The sequence below is a fragment of the Arthrobacter sp. Dra40 genome (genome assembly GCF_059091905.1).
Window position 1 is genome coordinate 1 of record NZ_JBNHHB010000101.1, and the last position, 18,676, is coordinate 18,676.

General features: G+C 65.7%; 18 protein-coding genes. 9 read left to right on the plus strand and 9 right to left on the minus strand.

What is annotated here, in order from left to right; genetic code table 11:
- Window positions 1-10: 10 nt before the first annotated feature.
- From AC5RWT_RS24665 to AC5RWT_RS24690, 6 genes are read right to left on the minus strand one after another with little or no spacing between them, the layout of a single operon-like run.
- On the minus strand, window positions 11-340 hold the full coding sequence (locus AC5RWT_RS24665) for a metal-sulfur cluster assembly factor (protein WP_127512512.1): 330 nt from the start codon (window positions 338-340) through the stop codon (window positions 11-13).
- A 2-nt stretch (window positions 341-342) separates the two neighbouring features.
- A complete protein-coding gene (gene sufC, locus AC5RWT_RS24670; RefSeq protein ID WP_493967537.1) occupies window positions 343-1,107 on the minus strand; it encodes a Fe-S cluster assembly ATPase SufC in 765 nt (254 codons plus the stop codon).
- Window positions 1,108-1,166: 59 nt separating this feature from the next.
- Complete coding sequence (locus AC5RWT_RS24675) at window positions 1,167-1,526, minus strand: non-heme iron oxygenase ferredoxin subunit (RefSeq protein WP_494082487.1); 360 nt, start codon at window positions 1,524-1,526, stop codon at window positions 1,167-1,169.
- Window positions 1,526-2,809 carry a Fe-S cluster assembly protein SufD gene (gene sufD / locus AC5RWT_RS24680; RefSeq protein WP_494082488.1) on the minus strand — a complete coding sequence of 428 codons (1,284 nt, stop codon included), beginning with the start codon at window positions 2,807-2,809 and terminating at the stop codon, window positions 1,526-1,528. Before sufD ends, AC5RWT_RS24675 begins: the two co-directional genes overlap by 1 nt.
- The gene (gene sufB / locus AC5RWT_RS24685; protein WP_493967534.1) at window positions 2,809-4,293 is read right to left on the minus strand and encodes a Fe-S cluster assembly protein SufB; all 1,485 of its coding nucleotides are present in this window, start codon (window positions 4,291-4,293) and stop codon (window positions 2,809-2,811) included. Before sufB ends, sufD begins: the two co-directional genes overlap by 1 nt.
- Window positions 4,293-5,063, minus strand: coding sequence for a helix-turn-helix transcriptional regulator (locus AC5RWT_RS24690; protein WP_494082489.1), 771 nt, complete (start codon window positions 5,061-5,063; stop codon window positions 4,293-4,295). Before AC5RWT_RS24690 ends, sufB begins: the two co-directional genes overlap by 1 nt.
- Window positions 5,064-5,156: 93 nt before the next feature.
- On the opposite strand from AC5RWT_RS24690, the gene AC5RWT_RS24695 reads away from it, so the two are divergent.
- From AC5RWT_RS24695 to AC5RWT_RS24705, 3 genes are read left to right on the plus strand one after another with little or no spacing between them, the layout of a single operon-like run.
- Window positions 5,157-6,107, plus strand: coding sequence for an ABC transporter ATP-binding protein (locus AC5RWT_RS24695; protein ID WP_493967532.1), 951 nt, complete (start codon window positions 5,157-5,159; stop codon window positions 6,105-6,107).
- Window positions 6,104-6,850, plus strand: a complete 747-nt coding sequence (locus tag AC5RWT_RS24700; protein ID WP_494082490.1) for an ABC transporter permease — start codon at window positions 6,104-6,106, stop codon at window positions 6,848-6,850. The genes AC5RWT_RS24695 and AC5RWT_RS24700 overlap by 4 nt, the downstream gene beginning before the upstream one ends.
- Window positions 6,851-6,854: 4 nt before the next feature.
- Complete coding sequence (locus tag AC5RWT_RS24705; protein ID WP_494082491.1) at window positions 6,855-7,790, plus strand: COX15/CtaA family protein; 936 nt, start codon at window positions 6,855-6,857, stop codon at window positions 7,788-7,790.
- Between the two features lie 60 nt (window positions 7,791-7,850).
- Here AC5RWT_RS24705 and AC5RWT_RS24710 read toward each other — a convergent pair whose 3' ends face one another.
- Complete coding sequence (locus AC5RWT_RS24710) at window positions 7,851-8,786, minus strand: dihydrodipicolinate synthase family protein (protein ID WP_494082492.1); 936 nt, start codon at window positions 8,784-8,786, stop codon at window positions 7,851-7,853.
- 186 nt (window positions 8,787-8,972) lie between these two features.
- Window positions 8,973-9,926 (minus strand): heme o synthase, encoded by a 954-nt coding sequence (locus AC5RWT_RS24715; RefSeq protein WP_494082498.1) that lies wholly within the window; start codon window positions 9,924-9,926, stop codon window positions 8,973-8,975.
- Between the two features lie 410 nt (window positions 9,927-10,336).
- Between AC5RWT_RS24715 and tkt the strand changes: the two genes are divergently transcribed.
- Genes tkt through pgl form a run of 6 tightly spaced genes read left to right on the plus strand, consistent with a single transcriptional unit; the run spans window position 10,337 to window position 18,474 of the window.
- Complete coding sequence (gene tkt, locus AC5RWT_RS24720) at window positions 10,337-12,451, plus strand: transketolase (RefSeq protein ID WP_494082493.1); 2,115 nt, start codon at window positions 10,337-10,339, stop codon at window positions 12,449-12,451.
- Window positions 12,452-12,461: 10 nt separating this feature from the next.
- Entirely contained in the window at window positions 12,462-13,586 is a 1,125-nt protein-coding gene (gene tal, locus AC5RWT_RS24725; RefSeq protein WP_493967527.1) for a transaldolase, read from the plus strand.
- Window positions 13,583-15,196, plus strand: coding sequence for a phosphoglucose isomerase-related protein (locus AC5RWT_RS24730; RefSeq protein ID WP_494082494.1), 1,614 nt, complete (start codon window positions 13,583-13,585; stop codon window positions 15,194-15,196). Before tal ends, AC5RWT_RS24730 begins: the two co-directional genes overlap by 4 nt.
- Complete coding sequence (gene zwf / locus AC5RWT_RS24735; RefSeq protein ID WP_494082495.1) at window positions 15,196-16,755, plus strand: glucose-6-phosphate dehydrogenase; 1,560 nt, start codon at window positions 15,196-15,198, stop codon at window positions 16,753-16,755. The genes AC5RWT_RS24730 and zwf overlap by 1 nt, the downstream gene beginning before the upstream one ends.
- Window positions 16,756-16,808: 53 nt before the next feature.
- Window positions 16,809-17,693 carry a glucose-6-phosphate dehydrogenase assembly protein OpcA gene (locus tag AC5RWT_RS24740; RefSeq protein ID WP_494082499.1) on the plus strand — a complete coding sequence of 295 codons (885 nt, stop codon included), beginning with the start codon at window positions 16,809-16,811 and terminating at the stop codon, window positions 17,691-17,693.
- Window positions 17,683-18,474 carry a 6-phosphogluconolactonase gene (gene pgl / locus AC5RWT_RS24745; RefSeq protein WP_494082496.1) on the plus strand — a complete coding sequence of 264 codons (792 nt, stop codon included), beginning with the start codon at window positions 17,683-17,685 and terminating at the stop codon, window positions 18,472-18,474. The genes AC5RWT_RS24740 and pgl overlap by 11 nt, the downstream gene beginning before the upstream one ends.
- Before the next feature lie 14 nt (window positions 18,475-18,488).
- Here pgl and AC5RWT_RS24750 read toward each other — a convergent pair.
- The coding region (locus AC5RWT_RS24750; RefSeq protein ID WP_494082497.1) for an RNA polymerase-binding protein RbpA at window positions 18,489-18,676 on the minus strand (188 nt) is incomplete at its 5' end.

Consider the following 18,676-nt stretch of genomic DNA (forward strand, 5'->3'; position numbering starts at 1 on the left):
GGGGCAGGGCTCAGATGTTGAAGCCCAGGGCGCGCATCTGGTCGCGGCCGTCGTCCGTGATTCGTTCCGGACCCCACGGCGGCATCCACACCCAGTTGAGCCGCCATTCGTCGACCACGCCGTCCAGCGCCTTGCCGGTTTGCTCCTCGAGGACATCGGTGAGCGGGCAGGCTGCGGTGGTCAGCGTCATGTCGATGAGCAGGGCTCCGTCGTCGGCGTACTTCAGCCCGTACAGCAGGCCGAGGTCCACGATGTTGACGCCCAGCTCAGGATCAATGACGTCCTTGAGCGCTTCCTCGACATCCTCCAGGGACGTCTGCGGGGCATTGACTTCAGTCATGATCAGGCCTTTGCTGCTGTCGTCAGGTAACGGTCGTAACCCTCTGCTTCGAGCCGGTCAGCCAGTTCCGGGCCGCCCTCTTCGGCGATGTGGCCATCAACGAAGACGTGCACGAAGTTCGGCTTGATGTAGCGCAGGATACGCGTGTAGTGGGTGATCAGCAGCGTACCCATGCCACCCTCGCCGTGCACGCGGTTGTGGCCTTCGGAGACCACCTTCAGCGCATCCACGTCCAGGCCGGAGTCGGTCTCGTCCATGATGGCGAACTTGGGCTTGAACAGCTCAAGCTGGAGGATTTCCACGCGCTTCTTTTCGCCGCCGGAGAAGCCCTCGTTCACGTTGCGCTGGGCGAAGTCGGCGTCGATGCGCAGCTGGCTCATCGCTGACTTGACGTCCTTGGTCCAGTGGCGCAGGCTCGGCGCCTCGCCGTCGAGCGCGGTTTTGGCGGTGCGCAGGAAGTTGGTCATGGTCACGCCGGGCACCTCGACCGGGTACTGCATGGCCAGGAACAGCCCTGCGCGTGCCCGCTCGTCCACGCTCATGGCCAGCACATCTTCGCCGTCCAGGGTGATGGAGCCGGAGTCGACGTTATAGCGCGGGTGTCCGGCGATGGTGGAAGCCAAAGTGGACTTGCCGGAGCCGTTCGGGCCCATAATGGCGTGGATCTCGCCCGTGTTGATCGTCAGGGACACGCCCTTGAGGATCGGCTTGCTGCCCTGCTCGGTGTCGATGCTGACGTGCAGGTCCTTGATTTCAAGAGTAGACATCTGTCTGCTTTCTCCTTTGCGCCCGGTGGGGGCGGGCGCCGTTCACGTGGTTGAAGTTTTTAGTTGAGGTCCGGAGCGGGCGCCCCGTTGAGGACGTTCGTCACGTCCACATAGACGTTGTCGCCGTCGAGCGTCAGCGCGAAGACCGGGACCGGTTCGAACGCCGGCAGGCTCAGCGGCTCGCCGGTGCGCAAATCGAACTGGGAACCATGGCCCCAGCATTCGATGGTGCAGCCTTCGACGTCGCCTTCGGAGAGGGAGACGTCCGCGTGCGAACAGGTGTCTCCGATGGCGTGGAGTGCGCCGTCGGAGTCCCTGACGATGGCTACCGGGTAGTCGTCGATCAGGATGCGCACTGCCTGGTTGACCTGTACGTCGGAGGCCATGCACACCAGTTCGCCGCACGGAGCCCCGTTCATCAGAGGTTGCCCGCCTCGAGTTCGCGTTCCACCGCTGCGTTGAGGCGCTCTTCCAGCGCGGGAACCCGGATCTGCTGGATGATCTCGTTGAGGAAGCCGCGGACCACCAGGCGGCGGGCGACGTCTTCGGGGATGCCGCGTGCCATCAGGTAGAACAGGTGCTCGTCGTCGAAACGGCCGGTGGTGCTGGCGTGGCCGGCACCTTCGATCAGACCGGTCTCGATCTCGAGGTTCGGCACCGAGTCGGCGCGCGCGCCGTCGGTCAGCACCAGGTTGCGGTTGGCCTCGTAGCTGTCGGTGCCTTCGGCTTCCTTGCGGATCAGGACGTCGCCCACCCATACGGTGTGCGCGTTCTTGCCTTGCAGCGCGCCCTTGTAGAGCACCCGGGACTTGCAGTTGGCCACCGCATGGTCCACGAACAACCGGTGCTCAAGGTGCTGGCCCGCGTCGGCGAAGTAGAGGCCGAACATTTCCACGTCGCCGCCCGTGGCGGTGAAGCGGGTGGACGGCGTGATGCGGACCAGGTCGCCGCCGAGGCTGACGGTCACGTGCTTGAACTTCGCATCGCGACCCACCCTCGCCTGCTGCGACGAGGCGTGAACGGCGTCGTCGGCCCATTCCTGCACGGAGACGACGGTCAGATCGGCCCCGTCCTGGACGTCAATTTCAACGTTCTGCGAGACCGTTGCGCTGCCCTTGTGGTCCAGCACGACGACGGCCTTGGAGAACTTTTCGGCCACGATAATCAGGTGTTGGGCGGACAGCTCGGTGCTGTTGCCTTCCACGACCACCGCCACACCGGAATCCAGTTGCGCTTCCGCGGGGATGGTCACCACGGTGGCTTCGCTGAAAGCCTCCCAGGCCGCAGCGGAGACACGGTCCTCGGGGATGCCGACAGTGCCGATGCGCGCATCGTCCCGGCCAACAGTTTCCACCATGACGCCGGCCGGAAGGCCAGCGCCCTCGGGGCCGGTAACGGTGACGGCCGGGCCGGTGCCTGTCAGGGCATCGCTCTGCAGGCCGCGCAGGCGCTTAAGCGGGGTAAACCGCCAGTCTTCCTCGCGTCCGGTGAGCGGCCCGAAGTCCTCGGCCTTGTAGGAGGTCAGCCGGCCGGCACGGGAGCTGTCCGGAACACCGACACCGCCGCCGTGGCTGTGGCTTTTGGCGCTGGCACCGGCCAGCGGACCTGCCGCTGCGGCGGCCGGAGAAAGGTTTTCTCCCTCTTCTGTGAACCCGTCGATGGCCGGAGCACCGATACGTGCCTTCTCAGTGATCTCAGTCATTAACCTACGGATCCTTCCATCTGCAGTTCGATCAAGCGGTTCAGCTCAAGTGCGTATTCCATCGGCAGCTCGCGGGCGATGGGCTCGATGAAGCCTCGGACGATCATGGCCATGGCCTCGTCCTCGGGCAGGCCGCGGGACATCAGGTAGAACAGCTGCTCTTCACTGACGCGGGACACGGTTGCCTCATGGCCCATGGTGACGTCATCTTCGCGGACGTCGATGTACGGGTACGTGTCCGACCGCGAAATGGTGTCCACCAGCAGGGCGTCGCACACCACGCTGTTCTTCGTGTTCTTCGCGCCCTCGCGGACCTGGACCAGGCCGCGGTACGCCGAGCGGCCGCCGCCACGGGCCACCGACTTGGCCACGATCGCACTGGAGGTGTTCGGCGCGATGTGGACCATCTTGGAGCCGGTGTCCTGGTGCTGGCCCTGGCCGGCGAAGGCGATGGACAGGGTCTCGCCCTTGGCATGCTCACCGGTCAGGTAGACCGCAGGGTACTTCATGGTCACCTTGGAACCGATGTTGCCGTCGATCCACTCCATGGTGGCGCCTTCGTGCGCAATGGCGCGCTTGGTCACCAGGTTGTACACGTTGTTGGACCAGTTCTGAATGGTCGTGTAGCGGACGCGGGCGCCCTTCTTCACAATGATTTCGACGACGGCGGAGTGCAGCGAGTCCGACGTGTAGATCGGCGCCGTGCAACCCTCGATGTAATGCACGTAGGAGTCTTCATCGGCGATGATCAGCGTCCGCTCGAACTGGCCCATGTTCTCGGTGTTGATCCGGAAGTAGGCCTGCAGCGGAATCTCCACGTGGACGCCCTTGGGCACGTAGACGAAGGAGCCGCCGGACCAGACAGCAGTGTTCAACGACGCGAACTTGTTGTCACCCACCGGGATGACCGAGCCGAAGTACTCCTGAAAGATTTCCGGGTGTTCCTTCAGGCCCGTATCGGTGTCCAGGAAGATCACGCCCTGGGCTTCGAGGTCTTCGCGGAGCTGGTGGTAGACCACCTCGGACTCATACTGGGCAGCAACACCGGAAACCAGGCGTTCGCGCTCGGCCTCAGGGATGCCCAGCTTTTCGTAGGTGACCCGGATATCCTCGGGCAGGTCCTCCCACGTCTTGGCCTGCTTCTCCGTGGAGCGCACGAAGTACTTGATGTTGTCGAAGTCGATGCCGGAAAGGTCGGCGCCCCACGTCGGCATGGGCTTGCGGTCGAAGTACTTCAGGCCCTTCAAACGCAGATCCAGCATCCACTGCGGCTCGCCCTTCTTGGCGGAGATGTCGCGGACCACTTCTTCATTCAGCCCGCGGCGGGCGTTGGCGCCGGCGGTGTCGGCGTCGGCCCAGCCGTATTCATAGGTCCCGATGCCATGCAGCTCGGGGTTCTTTTCCAGGATTTCGGAAATGGTGGTGTCGGCCACATCGGTCGTCCCGACCGCGTTCCTCATGCTCTGATCCACTTGGTCCGTCATCACGGCCTCTCTTGCAGATTGATGGATACTCGTCTCGTGCCTGTCGCCGGTTCAACGGGTTGAACCGCAGACCTTGTTCGACCCACAGGGATGTGGGTCGTACAAACATGTCCTCCGCTGGCCAGCGTGGACAGTCGCCTGACGTCCACCCCGAGCAGCCGGGAAAATACTTCAGTTTCGCTGTCGCAGAAAACCGGGAAATCCGCTGCCAGCTGCTGCACCGGGCAGTGCCCCTGGCACAGCTGGACGGCCAGCATGGTGCTGTGCGGCGCCTTGGATCCCACGACGTTGGTGGAGCCAACGAAGCCGTCGGCACTGAGCGCTTCTGCCAGCGCCTTGGCCCGCTCCTCGATGCCGGGTCCGGCTGCCTCGACCACCGGACGGTAGCGCTCTTCCATGTCCCGGTAGCGGTTTCGCGCGAACTCAGCGACCGCCTCCCGTCCCGCCGCCTCGCCCAAGGCCGCCAAAGCGGTCCGGGCAATATCCAGATAGTCGTTGCCCAGCCGCGTCTGGCCCTGCCGGCTCAGCACGTACTTCCGGGCCGGCCGGCCGGCTCCGGTGGCGGAATTCGCCGTGAGCTTGACCTCGATCAAGCCCTTGCGGGACAGGGCGTCCAAATGGCGCCGGACAGCCGCCGGAGTAAAACCAAGAATCTCGCCGAGCCCGGCAGCGCTGACGGGTCCATGTTCCAAAACGGCGTTCAGCACCCGGTCCCGGGTCCGCTCTTCGGACTCCGGTGCCTGGGCACGCAAAGAAGCACTACTGGTCATGGAATACACAACACAATCATGACGTATTCTATTCCGCCCGACCAGTAAGGCTGGCCTTAGCCTGGCCCGCTCTACGTCCCGTAGAATGTTCGGGTGCCTACCTCCGAACCCTGCCTCGACATCCAGGGACTCGTGAAAGATTTGGGGCCGGTCGAGGCCCTGGACAACAAGATGGTCCGCGTCATCGACGGAGTCCACCTGCGAGCCTACCCGGGGCAGGTCACCGCACTGCTCGGACCGAACGGTGCAGGGAAAACCACCACTCTAGCGTGCGCCCAGGGCCTGATGCCTCCCACCGGCGGAACCGTACGGCTCCTCGGGCAGAATCCCTACCAAGCCGGGGCCGAGCTGCGGAGCAGGGTGGGCGTCATGCTCCAGGAAGGCGGCCTTCCTCAGGCGATCCGGCCACTGGCCCTTCTCCAGCACGTTGCAGGAATGTACAGGAAACCGCGCAGTGTGGACGAGCTGGCGGAGCGGTTGGGCATCATCGGTTTTTCCAACACCCCCATCCGCAGGCTCTCCGGCGGCCAGAAACAACGCGTGGCCCTGGCGGCGGCCCTGGTTGGCGATCCCGAGGTCCTGTTCCTGGACGAGCCAAGCGCCGGACTGGACCCGCAGTCCCGGGCGGTGGTGTTCGACCTGATTCAGGAACTGCGTGCCGAGGGCCTGGGCATCATCCTCACCACGCATCTCATGGACGATGCCCAGCGGCTGGCCGACTATGTTTTCATCATCGACGCCGGCAAGACGGTAGTGCACGGCACCGTCGCCGAGCTGACCGCCGCCACGGATGAGAGTGCCGGCGTCGAACGCCTGATCACCTTTGACGCTCCCCCGGGCCTGTCCTTCACCCTGCCCCAGCCGTTCACCGCGGTTGAAAACGTTCCCGGCCGCTACATGGTGGCCGGTCATTTGACCCCCGCGGTGCTGGCCGCGCTGGCGGCGGAGTGGGCCGCCCACAATGTCATGCCGGCGTCCATCCACATGGCACCGCGTTCGCTGGAGGATGTCTTCCTCGATATCTCCGGGAAGGATCTGCGATGAGCGCTCCTGCCGCCCTAATCCGCCGGATCGCCCTGCAAGGCCGCTATGAAACCCTGGGCATGCTGCGCAACGGTGAACAGTTGCTGATCGCGATCATCCTGCCGCTGCTGGCGCTCATCGGCCTGACCGTCACACCGCTGCTCGACACCTTCACGGATCACCGGATTGCCATGGCAGCCCCGGGCGTTTTGGCTTTGTGCACGGTGTCCACCGCCTTGACCGGCCAAGGAATTGCCACCGGTTTTGACCGCCGCTATGGCGTGCTGCGGTTCCTGTCCACCACCCCGCTGGGACAGAGCGGTCTGATCCTGGGAAAGATCCTCGCCGTGCTGGCCATCATGGTCATCCAAGTCATAGTGGTGGGCGGGACTGCGCTCGTGTTCCTCGGATGGCAGCCCGCACTCGGTGGGCTCCTGCCTGCCGCCGCGCAACTGGTGCTCGGGGCCGCTGCTTTCACCTCGCTTGGCCTCCTGATCGCCGGGACCGTCAGGCCGGAAGCCACGCTGGCAATCACCAACCTGCTCTGGGTGCTGTTGGCCGCCGCCGGCGGTATCCTCTTTCCGGTGGCCAGCTGGCCTGACGTTTTCGAGCCTGCCGCCCACGTGCTACCGTCGACTGCCCTGGGCAGCGCACTGCGCAGCGCACTGATCGACGCGCAGTTCAATCTCACCGCATCAATCGTGCTGCTCGTCTGGACCGTCGTGGCCAGCCTTGCCGCCATCCGCTGGTTCAAATGGAGCTAAGTCAATGACCACCGCCACCCCGAAGTCCCCCGGCCTCCAGGATCGGCTGCCCGCTTCGGTCACCCGCACCGTCCACGGCCTGGCGATCGCCTCGTTGATCTCGCAGATAGGCATCATCATCACCGGCGGCGCCGTGCGGCTGACCAAGTCCGGCTTGGGCTGCTCCGAGTGGCCCAACTGCGTGCCCGGTTCCATGACGCCAACACCGGAGATGGGCATCCATGGGCTGATTGAATTCGGCAACCGCACGCTGACGTTCATCCTCGTCGTCATCGCGGTTGCCATGCTCGTGTCGCTGTGGCGGATGCGCCGTTCGCACCGCACGCTGTTCGGGCTGGCGGTGGCCCTGCTGTGCGTGATCCCGGTGCAGGCCATCATTGGCGGCATCACTGTCTGGACCGGCCTGAATCCCTGGGTCGTGAGCCTGCATTTCCTGGCCTCGGCTTCACTGGTCGCGGTTGCCACCCTGCTGGTAAACCGCACCGGAATGTACTTGCGCGGTGAGAACGCAGTAGCCGTCGCTCCGGTCCCGCCAATCCAGAGAACCCTTGGCTGGACCATCGCAGCGGCCTCCGCTGCTTCCATCGTGCTGGGCACGATTGTGACAGGCACCGGCCCGCACGCCGGCGATGCCAGTGCACCTCGCCACAACTTCAGCGCAGACCTGGTCACGCGCATCCACGTGGTCCCGGTCTACCTGCTGGTCGCGGCTACCGTGCTGGCCCTGGTGCTGGCGTACCGCCACGCCACCTCCCGGAAACTCCGCACCGGCCTGTGGTGCCTGGCCGCCGTGATCGTCCTGCAGGCCGGCATTGGATACCTGCAGCATTTCACCGGACTGCCCGTCGGCCTGGTGCTGCTGCACATGCTCGGTTCCGCGCTGCTCACGGTGGCGGCAACAAATGTTTGGGATCGTTCCACCGGCAAGTTCCCCCTCTAGCCAGGCAGGACACCCTCCGGACAGCGAAGCGACACTCCTTACCGAACTGCCGCTACTGCGCTACTGCGCTGATGCGCGGTCAGCCGGGCGGAACGTCTCAACCCCTTCAATCAGCCGTGCCATGTCGCGTCGGTTGCTCCCGGGCAGCGGGTGCAGCGGCAGGCGCGGATCACCGGCGTCTATCCCGGCTGCCCTGGCCAGTGCGTAGAGATTACTAAGCGGCCGGAGCGAGCCGAAGTAGGCCATCAGCGGCGCCAAGGCGGCGCGCGCGGCCCCGGTCGTTTCCTCATCCCCGGACAGCAGCGCGTCGCGCATGGCACGATAGTGCGCCGGCAGCACGGCAATAGGGCCACCGTGCCAGGCATCGGCTGCAAACCCGGCGTCGGCAATCAAGGCATCGCCGCTCATTCCGTGGCTGAATTCGTCTGCCTCGGCTGGCAGCAGGAGGCGCAGCTGTTCATACCGCGTACGGAATGCTTCAGCATCGGGAGCCGATTCCTTCACGGCAACGATGGTGGGTTCAGCGGCCAGTTCGGCCACGAGCTCAAGGCTAAAGCTGAACTGGGTGGTGCGCGGGTTGCTGTACAGGCAGACGGGCAGACCCGACTGACCTGCAGCGGCAAGACACTGGGCCGCCACTTCCTCATCGGTGAGCGGATAGTAGGACACGGTGGAAACCAACAATCCGTCGGCACCGGCAGCGTTGGCGTCATCGATGTTTTGGAGAAGTTCCCGGGTGCCGACGGCACTCACGCCGGCGCACACAGGAAGTCCGGGGCGCACGGTTTTGGCTGCCTCGATGGCTGCTGCCAGCACGTCCCTCCGTTCCGCCCGGTCCAGGTAGGCGAAGTTGCCCGAACTGCCGAGCACCGTGATCGCGTCGACCGGCGCCTCTGCCAGGGCGCTGATGTGGCGTCCCAGTTCGGAAAAGTTGATCCCGCCGTCGTCATGGAAGGGGGTCACCGGATAGGCGATCAGGCCGCGGAAGGGATTCATGCCGCAATCTTAGGGCAGTCCGCGCGGCACAACCCGTTTGATGAAGCGCGGACCGGCAAGACAGGGCCGCGGCGGACCTACATAAGAAACATGCACGAGGGCGCTGCCAGCGGCTCACCTCACCGCGCCGCCGGACTACGATGCTCGGCTTACCGGGCAATAGCGGCTCTGCTGAAGCGTCCCTGCTTAGCCGAAGACCGGGCCGCCGATGAAGGGATCCACCGCCAGGGCCAGGAACAGCAGCGTCAGGTAGCTGATCGAGCCGTGGAAGACCCGCATGGCGCTCTTGTTCGTGGCGGCGGTGCTTTCGGTGCCGCGCTTGGCCAGGGCATAGAGCCGGTGCGATTCGTAGACGAACCAAGCGCCGCTGAGCAGGGCCACGATCGTGTAGACCCAGCCGGCACCGCCGACGGGAGCGAGCAGCAAGGAGCAGACCAAGGTGGCCCACGCGTAAAGGACCACCTGCACGGAGACCTGGCGGGCGCTGGCGATGGCGCCCAGCATCGGAACGTTGGCAGCGTTGTAGTCGTCGCTGTACTTCATCGACAGCGGCCAGTAGTGCGGCGGTGTCCACAGGAAGATCACCATGAACAGGATCACTGCCGGCCACGCCAACGTGTTGGTGACCGCTGCCCAGGCGATGAGCACGGGGAAGCAACCGGCGGCGCCGCCCCACACGATGTTCTGCGCCGTCCGGCGCTTGAGGATCAGCGTGTAGATCACCACGTAGAAGAAGATGGCACCGACGCCCAGCAGGCCCGCCAGCGGATTTGCCCCGAACCAGAGCAGCGCGACGGCAGCGAAGGCCAGCACCCAGGAGAACACCAAAGCCTCACGAGGAGTCAGTTCCCCGGTGACCAGCGGGCGGTTCTCGGTCCGGTGCATGAGCTTGTCCATGTCCCGGTCGATGTAGCAGTTGAAGGAGCCGGCAGCTCCGGCAGCCAAGGCGCCGCCGACCATCGTGGCGGCCATGAGCCACAGGTCGGGAAAGCCGCCCTGGGCGAAGATCATGGTGGGCAGCGTGGTGACCAGCAGAAGTTCCATCACGCGGGGCTTCGTAAGCGCGATGTAGGCCTTGGCCTTGCGCGAGAAGCCGGGCTTGGCCGGAACGGCCAACGCCTGATCCGGAACGGTCTGCATATTCAAGGAAAAACCACTCAGTTCTGCTGGAGTTCGTCTGACACACGAAAATGCCCGGCCGCAGAGGGCGGGCCAAGGTGCACCTCCATCATACTCCTTCTATCCCTCGTAGAAACCGGTTCGGACACGCCTTCCGAAAGGACGGGCCATCCCTGGTTGCAAACAGTCCGGCCCGACGGCGCTGTCCCCGAGGCCAACGGATGACAGCCTGTGACTGCGGGCACTGCCGCACGTCCTGCGCATTGCAGGCTCAACGGATAGAGTGGGAATCGGGCGCCAATCCACGTGATGGGGCGCAACAAAGCTCAAGGCAGTATCAACGGCGAATGGTCCGTTCGAGTCCGCGGCTGCGGGCAACTCTTCGGACCGTCGACTGCCACCTTGACGTCGATCAGAAAGGGCCCCAACCGGTGCCACATAAGGAAGATCAGCAATTGTCCTGGACATCCCTGGACCAGCGCGCGGTGGATACGGTTCGCGTGCTTGCCGCCGATGCCGTGGAGAAGGTCGGCAACGGCCACCCCGGCACCGCCATGAGCCTGGCTCCGGCGGCCTACCTGATCTTCCAGCAGTTGATGCGCCATGATCCTTCCGATCCGCACTGGGTGGGCCGCGACCGGTTTGTCCTCTCCCCCGGACACACGTCGCTCACCCTGTACATCCAGCTGTTCCTCTCCGGCTACGGCCTGGAGTTGGACGACCTGAAGGCGCTGCGGACCTGGGGGTCGCTCACCCCCGGCCACCCGGAGTACAAGCACACCCCAGGTGTTGAAATCACCACCGGCCCGCTGGGCCAGGGGCTGGCCTCCGCCGTCGGCTTCGCCTACGCACAGCGCCGCACCCGCGGACTGTACGACGCCGATGCTGCCGCCGGCGAAAGCCCGTTCGACCACACCGTCTGGGTGATCGCGTCCGACGGCGATCTCCAGGAGGGCGTCACCTCGGAGGCCTCTTCGCTGGCAGGGCACCAGGAGCTGGGCAATCTGGTGGTGCTCTATGACGACAACAAGATTTCCATCGAAGACGACACCGACATCGCCTTCACCGAGGACGTGCTCAAGCGTTACGAGGCCTACGGCTGGCACACGCAGCGGGTGGACTGGACCGAGACCGGCGAGTACGTCGAAGACGTCCCGGCGCTGTTCGACGCCTTGAAGGCCGCGCAGGCTGAGACTTCCCGGCCCTCGATCATTTCGCTGCGCACCGTCATCGGGTGGCCCGCTCCCAAGAAGCAGAACACCGGTAAGATCCACGGGTCCGCCCTGGGTGCCGAAGAACTCGCTGCGGTTAAGGAGGTGCTGGGCTTTGACCCGGAGCAGCACTTCGCCGTCGAGCAGGAAGTCCTCGACCATGCCCGGCAGGTAGCCGCCCGGGGCAAGCAGGCCCGCGCGGAGTGGGATGCCGCCTATCAGGCCTGGCGCGAGGCCAACCCGGAGAACGCCGCGCTGCTGGACCGTGTGCAGGCCTCCGAGCTGCCGGAAGGCTGGGAGGCAAAGCTGCCCGAGTTCCCTGCAGGCAAGGACATCTCCACGCGCGCTGCCTCCGGCAAGGTGCTCAACGCCATCGGCCCGGTGCTGCCTGAACTGTGGGGCGGTTCCGCCGACCTGGCCGAGTCCAACAACACGACCATTGAGGGCTCGCCTTCTTTCATTCCGGAGTCCCGGCAGACCGATATGTGGTCCGGCGGGCCTTACGGCCGGGTGCTTCACTTCGGCATCCGCGAACACGCAGCCGCGTCCATCGTGAACGGCATTGTGCTCAGCTCCAACACCCGCGCGTTCTCCGGCACGTTCCTGATCTTCAGTGACTACCAGCGGCCGGCAATCCGGCTGGGCGCCCTGATGGGCGTTCCCTCCATCTACGTATGGACCCACGATTCCATCGGCCTGGGCGAAGACGGGCCTACCCACCAGCCGGTGGAGCAGTTGGCAAGCCTGCGCGCCATTCCGGGACTCGACGTCGTCCGCCCTGCCGATGCGAACGAAGTGGCCCAGGCCTGGAAGGCGATGCTGGAAAACCACAGCAACCCGGCCGGCCTTGTGCTCACCCGGCAGAACCTGCCGGTTTACGAGCGCGGCGGGGACGGCTTCGCCTCGGCCGACAACGTGGCGAAGGGAGCCTATGTGCTGGCCGAGGCGCAGGCCGATGGCTCGGACACCACTCCCCAGGTGATCCTGCTGGCTACCGGTTCCGAGGTGCAGCTGGCCGTCCAGGCCCGCGAAACCCTGCAGGCGGACGGCATTGCCACCCGCGTGGTGTCCGTGCCCTGCCTTGAATGGTTCCAGCGGCAGGACTCCGCCTACCGCGAGTCGGTGCTTCCGGCCGGCATCAAGGCCCGCGTGTCCGTCGAGGCAGGCATTGCGCAGTGCTGGGACGGTGTGGTCGGCGACGCCGGCCGCAGCGTGTCCCTGGAACACTACGGTGCCTCCGCCGACTACAAAACCCTGTTCCGCGAATTCGGGCTCACGGCCGAGGCCGTCGTCGAGGCGGCCCGCGACTCGCTCGCCCAGACCACCAATTCCTAAGGAGGACGCAATGTCCAACCCCAACACCCAGGCACTGTCCGATGCCGGCGTCTCCATCTGGCTCGACGATCTTTCGCGCCAGCGGATCACCTCGGGGGCTTTGAAGTCCCTGATCGACGAAATGAACGTGGTGGGCGTGACGACCAACCCCTCCATCTTCGCGGCGGCCCTGCAGGACGGGCGCAGCTACGAGGCGCAGGTCCACCAGTTGGCAGCCGACGGCGCAGACGTGGATTCGGCAGTTTTCGCCATCACGACCTCCGACGTGGCCGAGGCCTGCGACCTGTTCTCGCCGCTCGCCGCAGACACCGACGGCGTAGATGGCCGCGTGTCGATTGAGGTGGACCCCCGGCTGGCCCGCGACGCCCGCGGTACGGTCACGGAGGCGAAGCATCTGCAGAAGGTTGTGGGTCGAACCAATGCCTTCATCAAGATTCCGGCCACGTCCGAAGGCCTTGAGGCCATCACCGAGACCCTCGGGGCGGGCATCAGCGTCAACGTGACCCTGATCTTCTCGCTGCAGCGCTACCGCGAAGTCATCAACGCCTTCATGCTGGGGCTGGAGCAGGCGAAGGAAAACGGCAAGGACCTGTCAACCATCCACTCGGTGGCCTCGTTCTTCGTTTCCCGGGTCGATACCGAGATCGACAAGCGCCTGGACGCTATCGGATCGGAGGAGGCCGCCGCGTTGAAGGGCAAGGCCGGCGTCGCCAATGCACGGCTGGCCTACCAGATCTACGAGGAGCAGTTCGCGAGCGAACGCTGGCAGGTACTCGCCGCAGCAGGCGCGCGCCCGCAGCGGCCGCTGTGGGCCTCCACCGGTGTGAAGAACCCGGACTACCCGGACACCTTGTACGTCACCGAACTGGTCGCCGCGAATGTGGTGAACACCATGCCGGAGCCCACGCTGGAAGCCGTCGCCGACCACGGCAAGATCGAAGGCGACCGGGTCACCGGCACCTACAAGGAAGCCAACAAGGTGCTCGACGACATCGCCGACGTCGGAATTTCCTACAACGAAGTGGTCGAACTGCTCGAGACCGAAGGCCTGGACAAGTTCGTGGCCAGCTGGGAGCAGCTGCGGGAGACCGTGCAGAAGGCGCTCGATTCGGCGCCCGGGGCCCGTAAATCATGAGCTCGCTGGCTTTCGAAGCATCGGGAGCTGCACTGGCCGCCGTCCGCCGGCACATCGACGCTTTGGTCGATGACCGCGTCGCGTCCCGCCTTGCGGCCGAGGACAACACGTTGTGGGGCCGCGAGGCTGAAGCCGAGGCGGCCATCCGCCTCGGCTGGGTGAACGCCGCCGCGCTCTCCCGTCCGCTCGTGCCGGAGATCCTGACGTTGCGCAAGGAGCTTGCGGCAGAAGGCATCACCCGTTTTGTCCTGGCCGGGATGGGCGGCTCCTCGCTGGCACCGGAGGTCATCGCCAACACCGCCGGCGTGGAGCTGACCGTGCTCGACAGCACGGACCCGCAGCAGGTCGGGGCTGCACTGGCCGAACGGCTTGCCGACACCGCCCTCATCGTGGCGTCCAAGTCCGGTTCCACCGTGGAAACCGATTCGCAGCGCCGTGCCTTCGAGCAGGCCTTCGCCGATGCCGGCCTCAACGCCGCTTCGCGGATCATCGTGGTCACGGATCCCGGTTCTCCGCTGGACCAGGCATCCCGGGAAGCCGGCTACCGCGCGGTCTTCAACGCCGACCCCAATGTTGGCGGACGATACTCTGCGTTGACCGCTTTCGGCTTGGTCCCGTCCGGACTGGCCGGCGTGGACATCGAAGGCCTGCTTGATGACGCCGAAGAGGCCGCCGAAGTTCTCTCCGAGGATTCCGCCGACAATATGGCTCTGGCGCTGGGTGCCGCGCTGGCCGGCACCGAGCCGCTCCGCAACAAGGTAGCCATCGCCGACGAAGGCTCCGGCATTGTCGGCTTTGCCGACTGGGCCGAACAGTTGATTGCCGAGTCCACCGGCAAGCTGGGCACCGGTTTACTGCCCGTGGTGGTCAACGCCGGCGATCCCGAAACGGTCTCCGGGGCCGCCGACGTACTGGTGGTGCGGCTGGTCTCCCCCGATCACGAGGTGACGCTTGGCGCCGACGAGGTGGCCGTGGGCGGAAGCCTGGGCAGCCAGTTGCTGCTGTGGGAGTACGCCACGGCAGTAGCCGGTCGGCTGATGGGCATCAACCCCTTCGACCAGCCCGACGTCGAAGCGGCCAAGGTTGCGGCCCGCGGGCTGTTGGACGAACGCCCCCAGCCGGCGCTGCCCGATTTCACCGACGGTGCCGTCCAAGTACGCGGCAGCGGACTGGCCGTGGGAGCGTCGCTGGACGATGCGCTTCAGGACCTGCTGGGCAAGCTCGGACCGGACGGCTACTTGAGCGTCCAGGCCTATCTGGACCGCTTCGGCCAAGCCGAACTTGAATCGATCAGGCCGCTGCTGGCCGAGGCCACGGGACGCCCGGTGACGTTCGGCTGGGGTCCCCGGTTCCTGCACTCCACGGGCCAGTTCCACAAGGGCGGGCCGGGCATCGGCGTTTACCTGCAGTTGACGGGCGAAGCCGCGACGGACATCCCCGTTCCAGGGCGCGAGTTCAGCTTCGGCGAACTCATCGATGCGCAGGCAAGCGGCGACGCGAACGTCCTGCGCGAGGCCGGCCGTCCCGTTCTGCGCCTGCATTTGGCCGACCGTGCAGCCGGTGTGCGCCAGGTGGTCGATGCAGTCTCCCGACTGACCGGAAAGCAGTAATGGCCCTTCCCGCACACCTACGGCGTCCGGCCAACCCGCTGCGTGACCCCCGCGACCGCAGGCTTGACCGGATTGCTGGTCCTTGCTCCCTGGTGCTGTTCGGCGTCACAGGAGACCTGGCCCGCAAGAAGCTGATGCCGGCCGTCTACGACCTGGCCAACCGCGGGTTGCTGCCACCCAGCTTCGCGCTGGTCGGCTTCGCCCGCCGACCGTGGGACGACGACGAATTCGCCGCCCAGGTGAAGGAATCGGTGCAGCGGCACGCCCGCACCCCGTTCCGCGAGGACATCTGGACGCACCTTGCGGCCGGCATCCGGTTCGTCCAGGGCGCGTTCGACGACGACGCCGCCTTCGAGCAGCTTCGCGTCACCTTGAAGGAACTCGACGAACAACGCGGGACCCAGGGCAACCATGCGTTCTACCTGTCGATCCCACCCAAGGCCTTCGAGCAAGTGTGCCAGATGCTCTCCTCGCACGGTTTGGCCCAGGCTACGGAAGAAGCGCCCGGAGCGCCCTGGCGGCGGGTTGTCATCGAAAAGCCCTTCGGCCACGATTTGCAGTCCGCCCGGGAACTGAACAACATCGTCGAATCGGTCTTCCCGCCCGACGCGGTGTTCCGGATTGACCACTATTTGGGCAAAGAGACCGTCCAGAACATCCTGGCTTTGCGTTTCGCCAACCAGTTGTTCGAGCCGCTCTGGAACGCCAACTACGTGGACCATGTGCAGATCACCATGGCCGAGGACATCGGCATCGGCGGCCGTGCGGGCTATTACGACGGCGTCGGGGCCGCGCGCGACGTCATCCAGAACCACCTGCTCCAGTTGCTCGCCCTGACGGCAATGGAGGAGCCCATCTCCTTCAACGCGGAGGACCTGCGCGCCGAAAAGGAGAAGGTGCTGGCCGCCGTCAAGCTCCCCGAGGACTTGTCGGCCCACTCCGCCCGGGGCCAGTACACCGGCGGGTGGCAGGGCGGCGAAAAGGTCACCGGCTATCTGGAGGAAGAAGGGTTCAACCCGGATTCGGTCACCGAAACCTACGCCGCCCTGCGGTTGGATATCCACACCCGCCGCTGGTCCGGGGTTCCTTTCTATCTGCGGGCCGGCAAGCGGCTGGGGCGGCGGGTGACCGAAATCGCCGTCGTCTTCAAACGGGCGCCGAACCTGCTGTTCCCGAACCATAACGAGGACGATTTCGGCCAAAACGCCGTCGTGATCCGCGTCCAGCCGGATGAAGGCGTGACCATCCGCTTCGGTTCCAAAGTTCCCGGCACGCAAATGGAAGTCCGCGATGTCACGATGGACTTCGGCTACGGCCACGCTTTCACCGAGTCCAGTCCGGAAGCGTACGAGCGGCTGATCCTGGACGTACTGCTCGGGGAACCGCCGTTGTTCCCCCGGCACCAGGAGGTGGAGCTGTCCTGGAAGATCCTGGATCCCTTCGAGGAATACTGGGCCAAGAGCCGCACCAGGCCCGAGCCATACTCCCCCGGCAGCTGGGGCCCTGCGTCGGCCGATGAGCTGTTGGCCCGCGACGGACGCACTTGGAGAAGGCCGTGATCAAAGAGCTCAAGGACACCACCACATCAAAGGTCTCGAAGGAAATCGTGGCCATGCGCGAGCAAGGCGGCGTCGTGGCGCTCGGCCGCGTGCTCACCCTGGTGGTCGTGACCTCGCTGGGTTACGAAGAAGAGGCCATCCTGGCCGCCAACGCTGCGAGCCGCGAACACCCCTGCCGGATCATTGTCTTGGTGGACGCAGGGTCGGACGCGAAGACCAAACTGGATGCGCAGATCAGGGTCGGCGGCGATGCCGGCGCCGCCGAAGTCGTGGTGCTCTACGGCTACGGCCAGCTGGCGGCTGAGAGCGAATCCCTTGTCGCCGCCCTGCTGTTGCCGGATGCCCCCATCGTGGCGTGGTGGCCGCACGGGATGCCGACGGATGCTTCCCGCACGTCGATCGGACGCATTGCCCACCGCCGCATCACCGATTCCGGCAACGAGCCCGATCCTCAGCAGGCATTGTTCCATCTGCGCGGGACGCACACCGCCGGGGACACGGATCTGGCCTGGACCCGGCTCACCAGCTGGCGCATTCAGCTGGCCGCGGTCTTTGACCAGCTGGAACCAGCGCCGGTGACGTCGGTGGCGGTGGAGGGGGCGTCCGACTCCCCGAGCACAGTGCTGTTGGCGGCGTGGCTGACACTGGCCCTGAACGCGCCGGTGACCATCGTGGAGGACACGGCGGGCACCGGCATCAGAGGGGTGCGCATCTCCCGGACCACCGGCGACATCCGCATCCTGCGCCCCGGCCACTCGGTGGCCGAACTGATCATGCCCGGTCTGCCGGTCCAACGCATTACGCTGCCGCGCCGGCCGCTGGAAGAATGCCTGGCCGAGGAGCTTCGCCGGCTGGACCCGGATGAAGTCTTCGGCGAAGTGCTGATCCACGGTTTGCCCCGGACCAATTTGAGGAGCGTGCGCCGCAGTGAGCGCTGAACCACACGTCGTCATCCATGCCGACACCGCAGCCATTTGCAGCTCGGCCGCCCGGAGACTCGTAGAACGGCTGGCCGCCGTCCAAACCGACCGCGGGGAGGCAACCGTCGTGCTCACGGGCGGAAGCCTGGGCATCAGCACTTTGCAGGCGATCGCCGCCGTCGAGGCTCCCGGTGGATTCGACTGGTCCAAGGTCAACATCTGGTGGGGCGACGAACGGTTCGTGGCAAAGGACAGCCCGGACCGCAACGAACGGCAGGCACGGGAGGCCCTGCTGGACGGGCTTCCGCTGGACCCGGCGCGCGTGCACCCGTTCGGTGCAGCCGGCGAATACGCCGACCCGGACGCTGCCGCCGTCGCCTACTCTTCGGCCCTGCGGCAGGCTGCTGCGGAAGAGGGAACGAGCGGTCCGGTGCCGAAGTTCGACGTACTGTTGCTCGGTGTCGGTCCGGACGCGCACATCGCCTCGCTCTTTCCCGAGATGGCAGGCATCCGGACGGAGGATCGCTCCGCAGTCGGTGAGACCAACGCGCCGAAGCCCCCGCCGGAGCGTGTGTCCCTGACGTTGCCGGCGATCAACTCCGCGGACGAGGTATGGCTGGTAGTGGGCGGCAACGACAAGGCCGGCGCCGTGGGACTGGCCCTGGCCGGTGCCAACCCGGTGCAGGTTCCGGCTGCCGGTGCGCAGGGACGCAAACGCACCGTATGGCTGGTGGACCAGGACGCCGCCTCCAAGCTCCCCGACGCTCTGCTGTCGGCTGCCGAAAAGGGCGAGGCCTAGAAAAGACCGGCGGCCTAGCCCGTGAACTCGTCGGGCTGGCGCCGGTTGGCCGCTTCAGCCCGGCGGAGTGCCTCGCGGCGTCGTCGCCGCAACTTCTCCAGCGCCTGTTCCACCACGGCCTCTGCCTCGTCCGGGCTGCGCCGTTCCTTGGCATACTCCAAGTGGCTTTTGTAGGGTTCCTCGCTGCTGCGGGCCTCGGTGC